The following is a 16,528-nucleotide window of genomic DNA, read 5'->3' as shown; positions in this document are numbered from 1 at the left end:
GATAAATTTGTGTTATTATAGATATAATTAAGAGAATTAGGGTGTTATATTTTATGAATTTTATGGTCCCAAATGTTGGGTGGGGGTCAGTAAAAGCAATAATTATGAGTTGATTAGGAGTAGTTAGATGGACGTTTTATTAAAGTACAGAGATGAGATAGACTCTATCGATAAAGAGTTGATTGTATTATTTGAAAAAAGAATGGATATGGCCTGCCTTGTAGCCGAATATAAAAAAGAACATGGAATGGATATTTTTCATCCAGATAGGGAATTTGATATACTTAAAAAATGCATATCAGATCTTAATAATAAAAAGTATGAGGAATACGCTGTAGAATATATAAAAAAAATAATGGAAATATCTAAAAAACTTCAATTTGATACAATAAAGTAAAACAAAAACACTGATGAAAAAACATCAGTGTTTTATTAATTGTATAAAAATATAACTATTGTGCAAAGGAACCGCCTTTTAGTCTATTCATAATTTTTTCAAAGTTTAACTCAAGAGCCATAACTGAACCAATAACTATAAGAGTTCCAAGAATCTGTATTGGTTTCATACTTTCTCCAAATATAAAGAATGCAAGCACAGTTGCAAAAGTTGGTTCAAGAGCAACCATCATACTAGGAAGAGAAGTACCTATATACTTAGTAGAATTAACATAAAATGTATTGGCAACAAATGTAGATAAAACACCTATAGATAATACATTTCCAAAGTAAAATAGAGGGTTTGGAGAGTTAATAATACCAGATGCAAGTCTAGGAATATCAGCAAAGAATATTAGACAAATTGCAGAACTCCAGAAACCATATAGTAAAATAGAATCTTTTGAAATAGTCTTTTCAACAAACCTAGGCATAACAATTTGAAGTGCAAAAGTAACTCCATCTAAAACACCTGCTGTAATACCTATTAAATCTAGATTCTGACCACCTGTAGAGAATATATCTATAATACACATACATCCAAAGATACAAGTAAGTATAACAATCATTTTTTTAAAGCTTATTTTTTCTTTAAAAAAGATATAGTTTAAAAGTGTAACCCAAATCGGATTTGAAAACATTAAAACAGTTGCTACACCGATTGGTATTCTTTCTACAGAAAGACTGTAAAGTGATATACCTATAGAGTAGTTTATAATTCCGTAAAGTGCACAAAACATAAAACCCTTAAATGTAACCTTAAAGGCTGAACGATTTGTTATTAATAAAAATATTGTTGTAAGTATGGCTCCAATGATTGATCTTGTAAATGCAATATCTATAGGTTGAAAGTTAACCTCATTTAGATATCTATTTGAGATTCCCATAAAACCCCAAAATAAAGTGGCAAAGATCATCATCCAGACACCTCTTTTTTTCTTTTCTGCTTCACTCATATATATCCTCCTAAAATATAAAAAGTAATTTATGTATTTTGATTAAAAACATAAAAGTGCTTCTAAAAGCAAGTTTTCTAAAGATGAATTATTATATAAAGTATAGTTAGAAAGATTCTCATATAGTAGATGTCTTTCATTATACAGTTCATAGATTTTTTGAGGTGAAGACTTCAAGAGTGGTCGATTGTCTAAATTTACATTATTTAATATATCTTCACAATCTCTTTTTATATAGAAAACTTTATCGCATTTTCTCAACAAGTCTCTATTATTTTCTCTTAAAACAATACCTCCGCCTGGCGAAATAACAGTATCTTTCTTCTTTATAAGATCAGCTAGTAAGCGACTCTCTATTTCTCTAAAGTAATTTTCGCCATGAATTTCAAAAATATCTTCAATGCTCATCATAGTAAAATCCTCAATATAGCTATCCAAGTCTATAAAGTCATAGCCAATATAATCTGCAAGCATTTTACCGAGAGTTGATTTCCCAGATGCTGGTAGTCCTATTAGGCAAATGCTATCTGATTCTTGAAGCAATGATCTAAAGTGCAAATATGTATCCATTTGTTTATTTTCTTCAATTTTTTCTTCTTTCCAAATTTCTATAGATTTAAGTGCTTGGTAAACCAGCATTTTCAATCCATTTTGAGTTTTAAGACCACATTCTTTTGCATATGAAAGAAACTTTGTGCAGCTAGGATTATATATAAAATCTATCGCAATACTAAAGTTACTCAAAACGTCCCTGCCTACAGGAGAGGTATTATCATTAGGATACATACCTACAGGAGTACTATTAAATATAATATAAGCCTGAATATTTTTTAATTCTTCATAGCTTAAAAATACTATATTGCTATTTTTTAACTTAAAATCCTTGTATTTTTCTGATTTTCTACTAGCTATATAAATTGTTTTTGCATTTTTATCCGCAAGAAAATGTATTAGAGGCTGACTTGCACCCCCATATCCAAGTATTAGACAGTCTTTATTTTCTACTGGATCAAAAGTTTCCAAAGTTTTTTCGATTCCATAATAGTCTGTATTATAGCCGTAAAGCAAGCCGTTTTTTCTGACAATAGTATTTACTGCAGCGATATCTTTAGCTTTGGGATCTAAAACATCTAGATATTCAATTACATCTTTTTTGTAAGGGATAGTAACATTTACTCCATCGAGAGAATTATTTTTTAGTCTATTTATATAATTACTCAAGTCACCCTTTGGAAATTCATATAAATTATAATCAGCATCATAGCCTATTAAATTATATATATGCTTTTGAATTTCAGGTGATTTAGAATGAGATAAATGCTCACCAAATAATCCATAATTTTTCATGGAATCCCTCCTTTAAATAAAATAAATTTTTGCACGAAAAAATAGCTTCTTACTATAAGTATATTAGGAAGAGTTTAGAAATATATAAGTTATATAGATAAATGTATATATTCAAAGATATAGAAAATAGCTATATAAAGATAAACTAACTCAAAAAACTTAGAAGCAATGTAAATCTAAATAATTATCAATTAAGCATATTTGATAGCATATTGAAAGAGCCTATTTAACTTCAAAATAATATAGGCTCTATTAATAATATCAGATTTATAAGGATAATTAAAGCTTTTGAAGGAACATTATTTGACAAAAAGTTCTTAAAAAAATGGAGCTTTCTTTTTTAAAAAAAAAGGGCTAGGAAAATCATTTTATATCTTTTAAAAAAGGAAAAAGTTTTTTATTTATTAAGGTGAATTTAGAAATGAAAATATATTTTTTAAAAAAACTTAGAGTATTAAAAATAAAATACTCTAAGTTACTAATGAGGCAATCAATAAATAAAGAGATATACAAAGGCTAAAAGGTAAATAAGTTAGATATCTATTTCAAAATATTGGCTTTCAAGTTATACTCATGATATTTTGAACTATTGGTATATCTACTAAAATTTTTAAAATACTGTCATTTTTAGTTATAATTATATACAAAAACTGAGTTAAATACAATTTCTATTAAAATAAAGAAAAAAGGTATTTAATTATTTTAAAATATATTTTAGAATATAAGAAGTGTTGCTTAGAAAGAGTAAATAAAAACCTGATTTTTACTAGGAGGAAATAATAGATGAGTAAAGAAGATTTAAAAAATATAAAGCTGATAATAGCCTATAAGGGTACAAACTTTAAGGGTTGGCAAAAACAAAATAATACACGTGGAATTCAAGGTGAGCTAGAGCGTGCCTGCGAAAAAGCCTTTAAAAAGGATAGTATAGAAATAATAGGCTCAGGTAGGACAGATGCTGGAGTTCATGCTATGGCTCAAGTAGCCAATTTTATTGTAGAGAGCAATATACCAATAGAAAAATACCCAGAGATTATAAATAGATACCTTCCAGATGATATAGCAATTGTAGATGCAGAAGAAGTGGATATGGAGTTTCATTCTAGATATCTTGCACATAGAAAAACATATAAATATATGATATATCCAGCAAGGCTTAGGAATCCATTTTATAATGATATATCATATCATGTAAGAAAAGAGTTGGATTTTGAAAAGATGAAAAAAAGTATAAAAGACTTGGAAGGCGAACATGATTTTCGTGGTTTTATGAGTACTGGATCATCTGTCAAAACAAGTGTTAGAAGGATATATAGAGCTGATATATATAGGGAAGGCGAACTTATAGTGATAGAAGTTGAGGGAAGCGGATTTTTATATAATATGGTTAGGATTATTGCAGGAACACTTGTAGATATAGGCAAGGGGAAAATAACAGAGAGCCTTTCTGAAATAATAAAGTCAGGGGATAGAAAAAGAGCTGGGCATACAGCTCCTGCTCAAGGTTTATTTTTAAAGAGTGTAGATTACTAATAATAAAAAGACTAGAGTGTAGATACTTTAGTCTTTTATTTTGAAATTTAATAGAAAAAGCTATAAAAGCAAATGAAAGTATATTACATATAAAATTATTATTTAAAATTATCAAAAAATTCTTGACACAGTATATAATTAGGGGTAAAATAGATATAATTTCAATTTTGACAGAGGATTTCAATCTTCCTTCAAATAACTAAAATATATTATTAAAATAAAATATGACTCTAGTATAAAAATCAAAGAGTTTAAATTTATTTAGTTGAATTGAGATTGTCTTTATAAAACAATTTTATGAAGATAAAAATAAAAATTATGAAAAGGAGGTCCCAAAATGACTAGGAAGTTATTTATACCTGGTCCAATTGATGTCCGCGAAGATGTTCTTCAAAGAATGGCGACACCAATGATAGGACACAGAGGGAAAGATGCTAGTGCACTGCAAAAGGGCATAAGCGAAAAGTTACAAAAAATGTTATATACTGAAGAGGAAGTACTTCTATCCACATCCTCTGGCTCTGGCCTAATGGAAGGTGCTATAAGATCCTGCACATCCAAGAAGGCAGCTGTGTGCTCCTGTGGCGCATTCGGAGACAGATGGTATAAAATGGCAGTGACAAATAATGTCAAAGCTGATTTGTATAAAGTGGATATGGGAAAGGCAATCACTCCAGAAATGGTTGATGACATACTATCAACTGGTGATTATGATTTGATAACAATTCAACATAACGAAACATCTACTGGGATAACAAATCCAATAGCTGAAATTGCGAAAGTAGTAAAGAAATATCCAGATGTAATATTTTGTGTGGATGCAGTAAGTTCAGCAGGTGGAGTAAAGATTGAGACAGATAAGTGGGGAATAGACATTCTCATAACATCAACTCAAAAAGCACTTGGACTACCTCCAGGAATGGCAATTTGTACATTCTCTCAAAAGGCAATCCAAAGAGCTGAAACAGTAGAATTTAGAGGTACATACCTAGACTTACTAGCGATTTATAAGTATCTCAAGAAAAAGAATTATCAATATCCTTCAACACCTTCAATATCTCACATGTACGCATTAGATTATCAGCTAGACAATATCTTAGAAGAAGGCTTGGACAATAGATTCCAAAGACATGAGGACATGGCTAATTTAGTCAGAACATGGGCCGAAAAACACTTCAAATTATTCACTGATCAAAAATATTTGTCAAACACATTAACAGTCATAGAAAATTCACAGAACATAAATATTTCACAGCTAAATTCAAAATTACAAGAAAAAGGAATGCAAATTGCCAATGGTTATGGTGATTTAAAGGAAAAAACATTTAGAATATCACATATGGGCGACTACCAGATTGAAGATATTCAATATTTACTGGATACTATTGACGAAATTTTAGATTTTAAATAAGTCTATTCAATTTTTCAAAATAAGTTATTTAGTAGAAATTAAAAGATAGTAAATTAAAAGAATATTACAAAAATTGAATGCTTATATTTTGACATAGCATTATTAAAGTTAAAATAAGTGGCTTTAAATTCAAATTTAAATATTTTAATAATGGATTTTAAGTAAAATATTCAAAAATATATTCAATTTAAAATATATAGGGCTATAAAACATGGCGAATAAAAATGATTAAATGAGAAGAAAAATATATTAAATGATGAGTGTTTAACGGAGGTAACTAGAATGAAAAAGATATTGATTACAGATGGTATGGATAAAAATGCAATAGAGATATTATTGAATCAGGGATTTGATGTTGAAGAGAAGTTCTATCCTGAGGAAGAATTGAAGGAAAAAATAAAAGAAGTAGATGTAATAATAGTGAGATCAGCAACAAAGATCAGACAAAATATAATTGATGAAGCCCTTAAAACTGGCAGATTAAAGTTGGTTGTTAGGGGGGGCGTTGGTCTAGATAACATAGATGTGGCTTATGCAAAAGCCAGGGGAATAGAAGTACGAAATACACCTTGTGCAAGCTCAAATGCAGTGGCAGAGCTAGTTTTATGTGAGATGTTAGTTCTTGCTAGAAATGTTAAGCTAGCAAACCTTACATTACAAGAAGGTGTGTGGGCAAAGAAAAAACTTAAGGGAACAGAAATTCACGGAAAGACTTTAGGACTTATAGGATTTGGTAACATAGCTAGAAGTTTGGCAGAAAAAGCAAATAATCTTGGTATGAATGTAATTTATAATGATATTGTAGAGCACATTGATGCTAGAGAATGTTTTAAATTTGCTAAATTTGAAGAGATTATAGAAAAGGCAGATTATATAACGGTACATACTCCATTGACTGAAGACACTAAGTATATGTTTAATAAAGAAGTATTTAAAAATATGAAGGAGACAGCTTTTTTTATTAACTGTGCAAGAGGAGGAATCGTTCAAGAAGAAGATCTGTTAGAAGCGATAAATACTAATGAGATTGCAGGAGCAGCCATAGATTGCTTTGAAAATGAACCACAGCCAATTGAGGGGCTTTTGAATCATCCTAAAGTAACTGTAACACCTCATATAGGTGCATCTACAAGGGAAGCGCAGGAAAGAATAGGTCTTGAAATAGCAGATATAGTAATAAATTATTTTACCTGTATACTTGTAAATGCTTCAGGATGTTAGCTTCAATATTTTATATAAAAAAGTTACTTATAGGCATTAAGAATCAATAAATAAGTAATAAAATAGATAAAAAATAAAGGAAAATTAAGTAATAAAAATAATATAAAAACAATTTTATGATAAAAAGTAAAAATTTATATATTTATGAAAACAAATAAGTAAATTATTAATTTAAGAGAAAATAAAAAGCAATAAATTGTTTAAAGAGTGTGGGGTTGAAGTGGTCAATATCTTAAAAATATCCTGACCACTTCAATCATATAATTAAAGGAGGAAATAATGGTAAGAGTAAGGCCTTTTAAGGCGTTAAGACCAAATGAAAAATATGTTGATTGTGTGGCAGAACTTCCATACGATACTATGAATACAGAAGAAGCTAGGGAAATGGCTAGAAATAATGAAAATTCATACTTGAGAATTGATAGAGCTGAGATAGATTTACCCCCTGATACGGATATTCACTCTGAAAAAGTATATGAAAAGGCAGCTGAAAACCTAGAAGATTTTATTGATAGAGGTATTTTTATTCAAGATGAAAATCCCCATTTATATATTTATAGGGAAATAATGGATGGAAGAAGTCAAGTTGGTATAGTGGGATGTGTATCAGTAGATGAAAGTCTGGATGGAAAAATAAAAATACATGAACACACTAAGCCAGACAAGGTAGCTGATAGAATCAAGCATATAGAATATTGTAAAGCTAATACAGGAACAATTCTTCTTACATATGATACAGATAAAAATATAGATAAGATGATAGAAGAAAAAATGAATTCCCAAGCACTTTATGATTTCAAGTCAGTAGATGGAATAAGGCATACAGTATGGATTTTAGATGATAAAGAAAGCAAGATGATGGAGTCTGCTTTTGAAGATGTAGATAGCCTTTATATTGCAGACGGACATCATAGATCTGCGGCAGCCGAATCATATGCACTTAAGAAAAGAAAAGAAAATCCAAACTATAATCCAGAAGAGGAATTTAACTTCTACCTTGCTATGATTGCCCCAAAAGATAATCTCTACGTAATGGATTATAATCGAGTAATTAAAGATATAAATAAACTAGAAGTAGATGAGTTTATCAATAAGGTTGAAAAAAATTTTATAGTGGAGGAATCTAAAGAAGAGATAAAACCTCAAGAAAAATATGAATATGGGATGTATCTAGATGGAAGATGGTATAATCTTAAATTTAAAAATATAGAGAAGTTAGATGGAACAATAGAAAAGTTGGATGTTAGTGTGCTTAATAATTATCTTATAGAGCCGATATTAGATATTACAGTACCTCAGAAAGATCCTAGAATAGATTTTATAGGAGGAATTCGAGGGGTAGGAGAAATTAAAAAGAGAGTTGATAAAGATATGAAGCTAGGCTTTTCTTTATACCCAACATCTATTGAAGAATTGATGCAGGTAGCTGATGAAAAGAAAATTATGCCTGCTAAATCTACTTGGTTTGAACCAAAAGTTAGATGTGGGTTATTTTTACACAGATTATAAATTGAAATAAAACTATTAATAAATAGTAAAACTATAAACGATGAATATATTTATAAATATATTCAAATAAACTGCTTAATATTTAGATTGATGTTTTATAGTAAGAAAAATTTAAAAAATTCTTGTTATAGATGATAAAATTGCGATTCAGGTAATACTATAGACCAAACCCAACCCGTCAGAGTCAGGATAAAATTCCTGACTTTGACTATTTTTATGGAAATAGTCAAATTTATTGATTATTTTACAAAAAAATGATAAATAGACCAAAAAGATAGGCTTAAGTGATTGACTTTTCAACACAATAGTAGTAAAATATACAAGAATGTGTTAATAAGTCCACTTTTGCCCCGGACTTTACATATATGCAGGAAATTAAAACAAATGTGAAAAGTTAAGGAGGGTCTTTATGAATAGTTATATAGCTAAGCCAGCAGACACTAAGAGAGACTGGTATATAGTTGACGCTGAAGGTAAGACTTTAGGTCGTATAGCAACAGAAATAGCAACAGTATTAAGAGGAAAGAATAAGCCAACATTTACACCACACGTTGATGGTGGAGATTTTGTTATAGTGGTAAACGCTGAGAAGGTAGTATTAACAGGAAAGAAGCTTACTCAGAAGTTCTACAGATATCATACAGGTTATGTAGGTGGGTTAAAGGAAATCTCATATAAGGAAATGATGGAAAAGAAGCCAGAAGAAGTAGTAGCACATGCAGTTAGCGGTATGCTTCCAAAGAACAAGCATAGAGCAAGCATGATGACTAGACTAAGAGTATTCAGAGGTGCTGAACATACACATGCAGCTCAGAACCCACAGGTTTTAAACTTTAAGTAGGATATCGAGAGGAGGATTTTGATTAATGGCTAATGTACAATATTACGGAACAGGAAGAAGAAAGTATTCTGTAGCTAGAGTTAGAGTAGTAGCTGGAGAAGGTAACATAAAGGTAAATGGAAAGAATTTAGAGGATTACTTCAATTATGATACACTTATCAGAGAAGTAAAGCAGCCTCTAGTAGTAACTGGAAATGAAAACAAGTATGACGTTATAGTAAACGTTCAGGGTGGCGGATACACTGGACAGGCTGGTGCAATAAGACACGGTCTATCTAGAGCTTTATTAAAGGTTGATGCAGACCTAAGACCAGCTTTAAAGGCTGAAGGTTTCTTAACAAGAGACCCAAGAATGAAGGAAAGAAAGAAGTACGGTCTAAAGGCTGCCAGAAGAGCACCACAGTTCTCAAAGAGATAGTTTCAAAGAGAATTTTTTATACAGAATTTACAAACCCCAAGAGGAATCTTGGGGTTTTTTATTGTATCTTAAATTTAAGAAAGTTTTTATCTATATTAAAAAACTTTAGTGAAGTTTCCTTTTATTGATTTTACTACTTGAGAAGTTTTAGTTTTAAATCCATATTTTTTTCTTAGATAGTCTAACAGTTCACCTAGTTTTAAAGAAGATTCTGTTGAGATTTTCATAAAGAATTCTCCATGTTGTAAAATGATGTGTAAGAATTATAAAAAGATTGCAACAATTAAAAAAACTTGGAGGTGCAAAATGAAAAACACAAGAAAAAAAATTTTATTAACAGGCGGGACACAAGGAATAGGTGAAGCAACATTAAATTTACTAGCAGAAAAAGGTTATGAAGTTCACTTCACTTATAGAAGTTCTTCTGAAAAGGCAAAAAAGCTAGAAGCAAAATTTGAAGGCCAGGTATACTCATATAAATTAGATCAAGGAGATCCTGATGCTATCAAAAATGCAGACTTTTTACTGGAACATGATTGGGATGGAATAATATTTAATGCGGCGCTTGGTTCTGGTACTGTAAAAGAATATGCAAAAAGTAGTGATGACCTAGCTTTTGAGAGAGATTCAGCAATGTTTTCAGTAAATGCCCTAGGACCTCTTTGGATATATAAAAAAGTTCAGAAAAAACTACTTGAAAAAGATACTAAGAGTAAGTTGATTTTTATATCATCAGTTGGTGGTGGATTAGCAGCTTTTCCATACTTTACACTTAGCGATGGAATGAGTAAATCAGCAGTAGCATTTTTAGGAAAACAATTGGCTGCAGAAAATACACATACACTAATAGATGTATTCACAGTTTGTCCAGGAGCAACAGAAACACCAATGTTTACTTCTAGTACTTTATCAAAGATGAGCGAAGAAGAAAGAACAGCATTTGATTTAGCACAGCCTAAAAAGAGACTAATACAGCCAGAAGAAATATCATATTGGATTGAACAGTTATTAAAAGATGAATCAACAGTTCTTCATGGAGCAATATTAGATGCAACTATGGGATTGGCATCTAGACCAGGAATTCAAACTGAAGCAGGTTTAAGTCACTAATAATTTGGAGGGGGAAAATTATGTCATTATCAAAAAGAGGAAAAAGTAATGTAAAGGAAATGTCAGCTTTAATGCACGCAGACTTTAGCACTAGAGATAAAAGATATGATCCTGTAAATAGAAAAGACGGATATATAAATTTAGGAACAGCTGAAACACACTTGATAGATAAAGAACTTATAGCATTTCTTGAAAATATTCAAAAAAATATGAAACTAGAATCTAAGAATCTTCATTATGATTATTTTTATGGAAGTGAAGAGTTTAGAACTGCTATAGCAAATCACTGGCAAAAGTTAATTTTTAAGAGAAAGAAAAATAGAAGCATAAGCAAAAAAAATATAATAGTTGGTTCTGGATGTTCTCTAGCTTTAGAGATGCTTGCAACTATGCTTGGAGATGAAGGAGATGTATTTTTAGTACCAGCACCATTTTATTCAGGCTTTATTGATGATTTTTCTGAAAGAGCAAAAGTAGAGCTAGTTCCAGTCTACAATGAAGAGAACTTAGAGACAGAAGAGTTTGAAAAAGCATATAATGAAGAAGTAGCAAAAGGTAAAAATGTAGTTGGTATTTTATTCTCATCCCCTAACAACCCAACAGGTAAGGTTTATTCAGAAAATGAAATAATGAATGTAGTAAACTTTGCGATGGATAAAAAGTTGGAAGTAGTTTCAGATGAAATATATGCACAGACTATACATAGTGAAGAGACAGAATGGATAAGTACACTAGACTTAGTTCCAGATGAATATTTAACACATGTACATGTTACAAGTAGCTTTGCAAAAGATTTTGCCTTGTCTGGTTTTAGAACTGGATTTGCAATTTCCTTCAATGAAGATTTACTAAAAGGAATGAGAAATATAGCTTATTACTCTGGTGTGTCTACTCATACGCAGGCACTACTAACTGAGCTTTTAAAGTCAGATGGACTAGAGGAGTTGTTAGCTAATAATGGAAAACAATTGAAAAAAAGCTATGAGAGCATCAAAGAAGATTTGAAATCTCTAGGAATAGAAGTAAAAGAAGCAAAGGGAGGACTATTTGTTTTCGCTAACTTAAGAAATTATCTAGAAGAAGATACCTTTGAGGGCGAAAAGAAACTTTGGAGCAGATTATTTAACGATTTAAAGTTAAATATGTCTCCGGGAGCAATTTTCAATGCCAATGAAGCAGGATGGTTTAGAATTTGTTATGCTCTTGACCCTATGATTATGAAAGAAGTCGTGAGAAGGCTAAAAACATTAGCAGAATAGGTCTTTTATATTGAAAAGGGGTCATATTAAATGAATAAAAATAACAGATGGTTCAATTTTTTTATTTTATATTTGGGTGGTGTATTAGTTTCAATAAGTCAATTAAAGATTGTACCTATCCAAAATGAAATTGTTCAAGGAATGGGATTTTCATTTACATCAATTTCTTGGCTTATGTCAATATTCACATTATCAGGTATATTTTTATCCATACCTGGTGGAAAATTTATAATAAAAATCGGTCCCAAAAAATTATTAATTATGATAATGCTTTGCCTAATATTGGGTAATGTAATTGGATTTTTCTCAGAATCCTACTACTTAATGCTGGCATCAAGATTAATAGAAGGTATATCATTCTCTATGATTATAATGGTGGGAATAGTATTTATAAATGAGTGGTTCAAAGATTCTGGAAGAGGGCTAGCAACTGGTATTTGGGGAACTTTTTCAGCAGCAGGATCTCTTATAGCTATGAATCTATTTCTTCCTATGACAAAGAGCTTTGGTTTAAAGAGTCCTTGGCTTTTTATAGCAGCCCTAACATTATTAATGACAGTTATATATATGTTTAAAATAAAAGATATAAAGAGTGAAGAAAAAAGTGCTGATAGCAATGAAGATAAAGAGTTGTTTAAAAAGGCAATAAGAAACAAAAGAATTTGGATTTTAGCACTAGCTCAAGGATGTATGGCATTTATTTTGTTTACATTTATAAATATGTTACCGATAATATATGAACAGATGTATGGAATAAACAATACGCTTGCAAATAGATATGCTGGATATTTTGGTTTATTTGGAATACCATTTGGTATAATAGCAGGATATTTGATAGACAAAACAAAAAAAGGGAATTTAATAACATTAATATCCTTTTCAATAATGTCAATCGCTGTTATACTGACAAATACATTGTCAGGTAGTGTATCAATCATACTACAACTAATACTTCTTTCAGGCGGTATAGGACTTTCTGCTGCATGTATTATGATCATTGCACCAGAAGCAGTTGTAAACAAGAAACTAATAGGTATGAGTATTTCAATAGTAAACTTTGTATACTATATAGGAATATTTATTGGAACTCCTTGCATTGTTAAATTAGTAGAAGTAACAAATTCATGGAAAGTAGGAATAAATCTTATGTTTCTCGTAAGTGTTATGGGAAGTATTCTTGTACTCCTATATTGTAAAACAGATAACAAAAAAATAAAAAAGTAAAAAAACTATATAAAAAAGAAAGCAGTGCCTATAAAAAAACTTAGTTAAAATATAATAAATAATAAAAACCAACCTTGAAAAAGGTTGGTTTTTTCTTATAAATATTATCTATGCTAACAACTTTTGTAATAGTTGTATCCAAATTCACATTTGATTTCTCCTAAATTATTTTCAGCATATTTTTTAAGGATTTTTTTCTTATTCTCGTCATTTTCCATTATATTCATTGTCTTTTCTAAGCCTAAGATAAGATCATTGAATTTACTTTTAGGTATACCAACAGACATATCATTAACTGACCAGTTAGCTCTATGTCTAGTTCCTATGCACAATAGCGAAAAATTAATTTCATTATTTTCTAGAGCTAACATAGTAGATTCATAGCATACAGCTTGATTACCGATAGATCTTTTATTGCTGACAGATCCATATGTATATGAATAAGACTGAGATATTCTCATCATAATATAAGGATTATCAAATATTAAAACAAGATCTGGCATTTTTTTAAAGTTTTCTATAGGCATTACTAATACTCCATAATTATTTTCTAGAGTGCTTTGAGAAAGTCTTACTTTTTTTGCGGTTTCCATATCTTTATAAAGACCTAGTTTAAACCAGTTTTCACCAGTTGAGTTTAGGGGGTCTCTATCATCTATTCCAAATATTCTTTCTGCACTTTTGCATTTAAATTTACCCTTACAGATTTTAATAGAGTTTCCTTTAGAGGCAGCTCTTACAGCACCGCAATAGTTTATGGTGTTTTTAATCTCTAAAGCAGAATAAGAATCATATTCTTCTTTACTTTTTATCATTTTTACGCCAACAGATTTATACTTTAAATCTAAAAGTGAGTATAATTTTTTTACATTTATTTCAAATTCTTCATTAATCATTCTACATATCCCTTCTTAATATATAATATATAAATAAAAAGACCTGAAAAGTCAGGTCTAATTATATCTTAGATATCAAATAAATGAGTTTTTCTTTACATAATAAACTTATTTATTTTGCTTCATCATCATTTTTATAAAAATTGAATACTCCTGGGAATTCTTTATTGATAGAGTCTTGAGAATCTTTTGTTCTCATACTTTCTGCAAACTCAGTAGCCCATTTAGCATTTTCATTTTCTTTCTTTACAATGACACCCATTGGGTATTTTACCATCTGAGTGTCTCTTGCTAGGAAAGTTCTAGGATCTTTTCCTGCACTAGACATATGTGTGAAGAAAACACAAGCAGCATCTAAATCTTTTAGAGCTGTTACTGTTTGTGCTTGATCCATTTCAACAATTTCTAACTTTTTAGGATTTTCAGCTATATCAGCAGCAGTATAGACATCTAAATCTGGCTTTAACTTTATAAGACCTTGTTCGTCCAATATTCTTAGAGCTATATCAGAGTTCATAGGGTCATTCATTATTGCTATCTTACCATTATCAGGTATTTCACTTACACTTTTATGCTTGTCTGAATAAAGGCCTATTCCAGTATAAAATACATACGGTTTTGCCATAACTAGGTCGGCAGATTTATTTTGATTGAAAGAATTGATGAATTTCAAGTGTTGTCCAATAGCGATATCGACATCCCCACTATTACAAGCCTCTAAAACCACAGGATTTGCATCGAAGGGTACAAATTCAGTCTTAAATCCCTTTTTCTCAAAATCTTCCTTACAAGCATCATAATATATTTGAGATATTGAAGTACCTCCTATTTTAATAGTTTTCTTCTCACTTGTCTCTTTATTATTTCCTCCACAACCTGTAGCTAATATAGTAGTTACAAGTAGAAGGCTTAGAAAAGATATTATTTTTTTCATTTTTTTCTCCTTTAAATTTTATTTTAATTTTTCGTACAAAAGTTTACTAGCACTTTGAATGCATAAAACCATAATAAGCAATATAGCAACTATAAAATACATTATTCCATAGTCAAAACGTTGATATCCATAGGTAAGCGCAATGGCACCTAATCCGCCTGCACCAACTGCACCAGCTATTGTAGAGACATTCAACATATTGATTAGAAGAATAGTATAGTTTGAAATAATGCTAGGAAGAGCTTCTACTAAAAGAACTCTGTATATTATTTCAAAATTACTTGCACCAAAAGACTTTGCAGCTTTTATCAGTTTTATATCCACAGTTTGAAGTGAATTTTCAATCATTCTGCTGGCAAAAGGTGTACAGGCAAAAGTTATACCGACAATTGCAGCATTTGTACCAACAGCACTGCCTACTAAAGCTCTTGTTAGAGGTGCAAGTGATACAATTAATATTATAGTTGGAAATGCTCTTAAAACATCTGTGATTTTGCCTAATATTGCATTTAGAAAAGGTTTTTCCAAAAGACCATCTTTATTGGTCATATAAAGAATTGTTCCAAATATAAGTCCCAAGAACATAGAAATAATAGCAGAAAAAAACATTATTTTAAGTGTAGCCCAAAGCGCAGGTAAAATAACAGTTGGTAGGTATTCAAAAACCTTGCTATTCATTTTTATCATCCTCCTTACCTAATAGTCTTTTTATAGCAGTTGAATTTTTTGAGAATACTTCATCGGTATTTCCAAAATCTACAATTTCACCGTCTTCGAGAACAACAACTTTATTGCATATTTTTTTTGCTATGTTCATATCATGGGTAACCACTATAAGAGTAAGGTCAGAATTTTTTTTGATGTTCATAATTAGTTTTAAAATCGAGTTTGTTGTGCTAGGATCCAAGGCAGATGTAAATTCATCACATATTATATATTTAGGGTTCAAGGAAAGTGCTCTAGCAATTGCAACTCTTTGTTGTTGACCACCGCTTAATTCTTTTGGTCTCTTATAAATATGCTCTTCAAGACCTACTAAAGATGCCAACTCAAGACTTTTTTCTTTTATAAAATGCTTATCTTTCTTCCAACATTTCATTGGAAGAGCAATATTATCCAAAACATTTCTTCTTTTTAAAAGTGAAAAATCTTGAAAAATAAAACCTATATTTTTTCTTATATTTCTGATTTCATCTGTATTAAGCTTTGAGATTTCTTTTCCATCAATAGAGATGGATCCATTATCATAGCTTTTTAATCCAGATATACAGTCCAATAAGGTCGTTTTACCAGAGCCACTTTTGCCAATGATACCAAAAACATCATTTTTTTCTATTGTAAAGCTTAAATCCTTTAAAATATACTTGTTGTTTATTGATTTTGTAAGATTAGAAATTTTTATCATTATAGTCACTCCATTAACATAATTTATAG

At 30.2% G+C, this 16,528-nt stretch carries 17 protein-coding genes; 10 read left to right on the top strand and 7 right to left on the bottom strand.

Going from position 1 to position 16,528, the window contains the following annotated elements; translation table 11 throughout:
• The first annotated feature begins 127 nt into the window (after positions 1-127).
• On the top strand, positions 128-397 hold the full coding sequence (locus tag UF10_RS06295) for a chorismate mutase (protein ID WP_106776973.1): 270 nt from the start codon (positions 128-130) through the stop codon (positions 395-397).
• Between the two features lie 55 nt (positions 398-452).
• Here the strand turns inward: UF10_RS06295 and UF10_RS06290 are convergent, their stop codons facing one another.
• Both UF10_RS06290 and aroE read right to left on the bottom strand, forming a co-directional pair.
• Positions 453-1,391 (bottom strand): DMT family transporter, encoded by a 939-nt coding sequence (locus UF10_RS06290; protein ID WP_106776972.1) that lies wholly within the window; start codon positions 1,389-1,391, stop codon positions 453-455.
• A gap of 42 nt (positions 1,392-1,433) precedes the next feature.
• The gene (aroE, locus tag UF10_RS06285; protein ID WP_106776971.1) at positions 1,434-2,738 is read right to left on the bottom strand and encodes a shikimate dehydrogenase; all 1,305 of its coding nucleotides are present in this window, start codon (positions 2,736-2,738) and stop codon (positions 1,434-1,436) included.
• A 783-nt stretch (positions 2,739-3,521) separates the two neighbouring features.
• Here aroE and truA point away from each other — a divergent pair.
• From truA to rpsI, 6 genes are all read left to right on the top strand, one after another.
• A complete protein-coding gene (gene truA, locus UF10_RS06280; protein WP_106776970.1) occupies positions 3,522-4,271 on the top strand; it encodes a tRNA pseudouridine(38-40) synthase TruA in 750 nt (249 codons plus the stop codon).
• Positions 4,272-4,608: 337 nt separating this feature from the next.
• Entirely contained in the window at positions 4,609-5,682 is a 1,074-nt protein-coding gene (locus UF10_RS06275) for a pyridoxal-phosphate-dependent aminotransferase family protein (RefSeq protein WP_106776969.1), read from the top strand.
• Positions 5,683-5,964: 282 nt separating this feature from the next.
• Positions 5,965-6,903 carry a D-2-hydroxyacid dehydrogenase gene (locus UF10_RS06270; RefSeq protein WP_106776968.1) on the top strand — a complete coding sequence of 313 codons (939 nt, stop codon included), beginning with the start codon at positions 5,965-5,967 and terminating at the stop codon, positions 6,901-6,903.
• A gap of 279 nt (positions 6,904-7,182) precedes the next feature.
• Positions 7,183-8,412, top strand: a complete 1,230-nt coding sequence (locus UF10_RS06265; protein WP_106776967.1) for a DUF1015 domain-containing protein — start codon at positions 7,183-7,185, stop codon at positions 8,410-8,412.
• Between the two features lie 409 nt (positions 8,413-8,821).
• Positions 8,822-9,253 carry a 50S ribosomal protein L13 gene (gene rplM / locus UF10_RS06260; RefSeq protein WP_106776966.1) on the top strand — a complete coding sequence of 144 codons (432 nt, stop codon included), beginning with the start codon at positions 8,822-8,824 and terminating at the stop codon, positions 9,251-9,253.
• A 25-nt stretch (positions 9,254-9,278) separates the two neighbouring features.
• Positions 9,279-9,671, top strand: coding sequence for a 30S ribosomal protein S9 (gene rpsI / locus UF10_RS06255; protein WP_106776965.1), 393 nt, complete (start codon positions 9,279-9,281; stop codon positions 9,669-9,671).
• Positions 9,672-9,766: 95 nt separating this feature from the next.
• Here the strand turns inward: rpsI and UF10_RS09400 are convergent, their stop codons facing one another.
• Positions 9,767-9,898: a hypothetical protein gene (locus tag UF10_RS09400; protein WP_278309092.1), complete on the bottom strand. Its 132-nt coding sequence runs from the start codon at positions 9,896-9,898 to the stop codon at positions 9,767-9,769.
• Between the two features lie 79 nt (positions 9,899-9,977).
• On the opposite strand from UF10_RS09400, the gene UF10_RS06250 reads away from it, so the two are divergent.
• The 3 genes from UF10_RS06250 to UF10_RS06240 are packed head-to-tail and all read left to right on the top strand — an operon-like array spanning position 9,978 to position 13,264.
• Complete coding sequence (locus tag UF10_RS06250; RefSeq protein WP_106776964.1) at positions 9,978-10,781, top strand: SDR family oxidoreductase; 804 nt, start codon at positions 9,978-9,980, stop codon at positions 10,779-10,781.
• 20 nt (positions 10,782-10,801) lie between these two features.
• A complete protein-coding gene (locus tag UF10_RS06245; protein WP_106776963.1) occupies positions 10,802-12,040 on the top strand; it encodes an aminotransferase class I/II-fold pyridoxal phosphate-dependent enzyme in 1,239 nt (412 codons plus the stop codon).
• Between the two features lie 30 nt (positions 12,041-12,070).
• Positions 12,071-13,264, top strand: a complete 1,194-nt coding sequence (locus tag UF10_RS06240; protein ID WP_106776962.1) for an MFS transporter — start codon at positions 12,071-12,073, stop codon at positions 13,262-13,264.
• Positions 13,265-13,377: 113 nt separating this feature from the next.
• On the opposite strand, the gene UF10_RS06235 is transcribed toward UF10_RS06240, so the two are convergent.
• The 4 genes from UF10_RS06235 to UF10_RS06220 form a co-directional block, all read right to left on the bottom strand.
• Entirely contained in the window at positions 13,378-14,160 is a 783-nt protein-coding gene (locus UF10_RS06235; RefSeq protein ID WP_106776961.1) for a DUF169 domain-containing protein, read from the bottom strand.
• Between the two features lie 112 nt (positions 14,161-14,272).
• Positions 14,273-15,094, bottom strand: coding sequence for a MetQ/NlpA family ABC transporter substrate-binding protein (locus tag UF10_RS06230; protein ID WP_106776960.1), 822 nt, complete (start codon positions 15,092-15,094; stop codon positions 14,273-14,275).
• An 18-nt stretch (positions 15,095-15,112) separates the two neighbouring features.
• Positions 15,113-15,772: a methionine ABC transporter permease gene (locus tag UF10_RS06225; protein ID WP_242969068.1), complete on the bottom strand. Its 660-nt coding sequence runs from the start codon at positions 15,770-15,772 to the stop codon at positions 15,113-15,115.
• Positions 15,765-16,499, bottom strand: a complete 735-nt coding sequence (locus UF10_RS06220) for a methionine ABC transporter ATP-binding protein (protein ID WP_106776958.1) — start codon at positions 16,497-16,499, stop codon at positions 15,765-15,767. The genes UF10_RS06225 and UF10_RS06220 overlap by 8 nt, the downstream gene beginning before the upstream one ends.
• Positions 16,500-16,528 lie beyond the last annotated feature (29 nt).

The sequence above is a fragment of the Peptostreptococcus russellii genome (genome assembly GCF_003012055.1).
Classification (GTDB): domain Bacteria; phylum Bacillota; class Clostridia; order Peptostreptococcales; family Peptostreptococcaceae; genus Peptostreptococcus; species Peptostreptococcus russellii.
The sequence above is the reverse complement of the archived record's forward strand: the minus strand, read 5'-3'. Positions and strand labels throughout refer to the sequence as shown.

Bases quoted from the DNA above. Each gene is read 5' to 3' on its own strand.
- UF10_RS06295 (WP_106776973.1), top strand. From the start codon at position 128: ATGGACGTTTTATTAAAGTACAGAGATGAGATAGACTCTATCGATAAA.
- UF10_RS06290 (WP_106776972.1), bottom strand. From the start codon at position 1,391: ATGAGTGAAGCAGAAAAGAAAAAAAGAGGTGTCTGGATGATGATCTTT.
- aroE (WP_106776971.1), bottom strand. From the start codon at position 2,738: ATGAAAAATTATGGATTATTTGGTGAGCATTTATCTCATTCTAAATCA.
- truA (WP_106776970.1), top strand. From the start codon at position 3,522: ATGAGTAAAGAAGATTTAAAAAATATAAAGCTGATAATAGCCTATAAG.
- UF10_RS06275 (WP_106776969.1), top strand. From the start codon at position 4,609: ATGACTAGGAAGTTATTTATACCTGGTCCAATTGATGTCCGCGAAGAT.
- UF10_RS06270 (WP_106776968.1), top strand. From the start codon at position 5,965: ATGAAAAAGATATTGATTACAGATGGTATGGATAAAAATGCAATAGAG.
- UF10_RS06265 (WP_106776967.1), top strand. From the start codon at position 7,183: ATGGTAAGAGTAAGGCCTTTTAAGGCGTTAAGACCAAATGAAAAATAT.
- rplM (WP_106776966.1), top strand. From the start codon at position 8,822: ATGAATAGTTATATAGCTAAGCCAGCAGACACTAAGAGAGACTGGTAT.
- rpsI (WP_106776965.1), top strand. From the start codon at position 9,279: ATGGCTAATGTACAATATTACGGAACAGGAAGAAGAAAGTATTCTGTA.
- UF10_RS09400 (WP_278309092.1), bottom strand. From the start codon at position 9,898: ATGAAAATCTCAACAGAATCTTCTTTAAAACTAGGTGAACTGTTAGAC.
- UF10_RS06250 (WP_106776964.1), top strand. From the start codon at position 9,978: ATGAAAAACACAAGAAAAAAAATTTTATTAACAGGCGGGACACAAGGA.
- UF10_RS06245 (WP_106776963.1), top strand. From the start codon at position 10,802: ATGTCATTATCAAAAAGAGGAAAAAGTAATGTAAAGGAAATGTCAGCT.
- UF10_RS06240 (WP_106776962.1), top strand. From the start codon at position 12,071: ATGAATAAAAATAACAGATGGTTCAATTTTTTTATTTTATATTTGGGT.
- UF10_RS06235 (WP_106776961.1), bottom strand. From the start codon at position 14,160: ATGATTAATGAAGAATTTGAAATAAATGTAAAAAAATTATACTCACTT.
- UF10_RS06230 (WP_106776960.1), bottom strand. From the start codon at position 15,094: ATGAAAAAAATAATATCTTTTCTAAGCCTTCTACTTGTAACTACTATA.
- UF10_RS06225 (WP_242969068.1), bottom strand. From the start codon at position 15,772: ATGAATAGCAAGGTTTTTGAATACCTACCAACTGTTATTTTACCTGCG.
- UF10_RS06220 (WP_106776958.1), bottom strand. From the start codon at position 16,499: ATGATAAAAATTTCTAATCTTACAAAATCAATAAACAACAAGTATATT.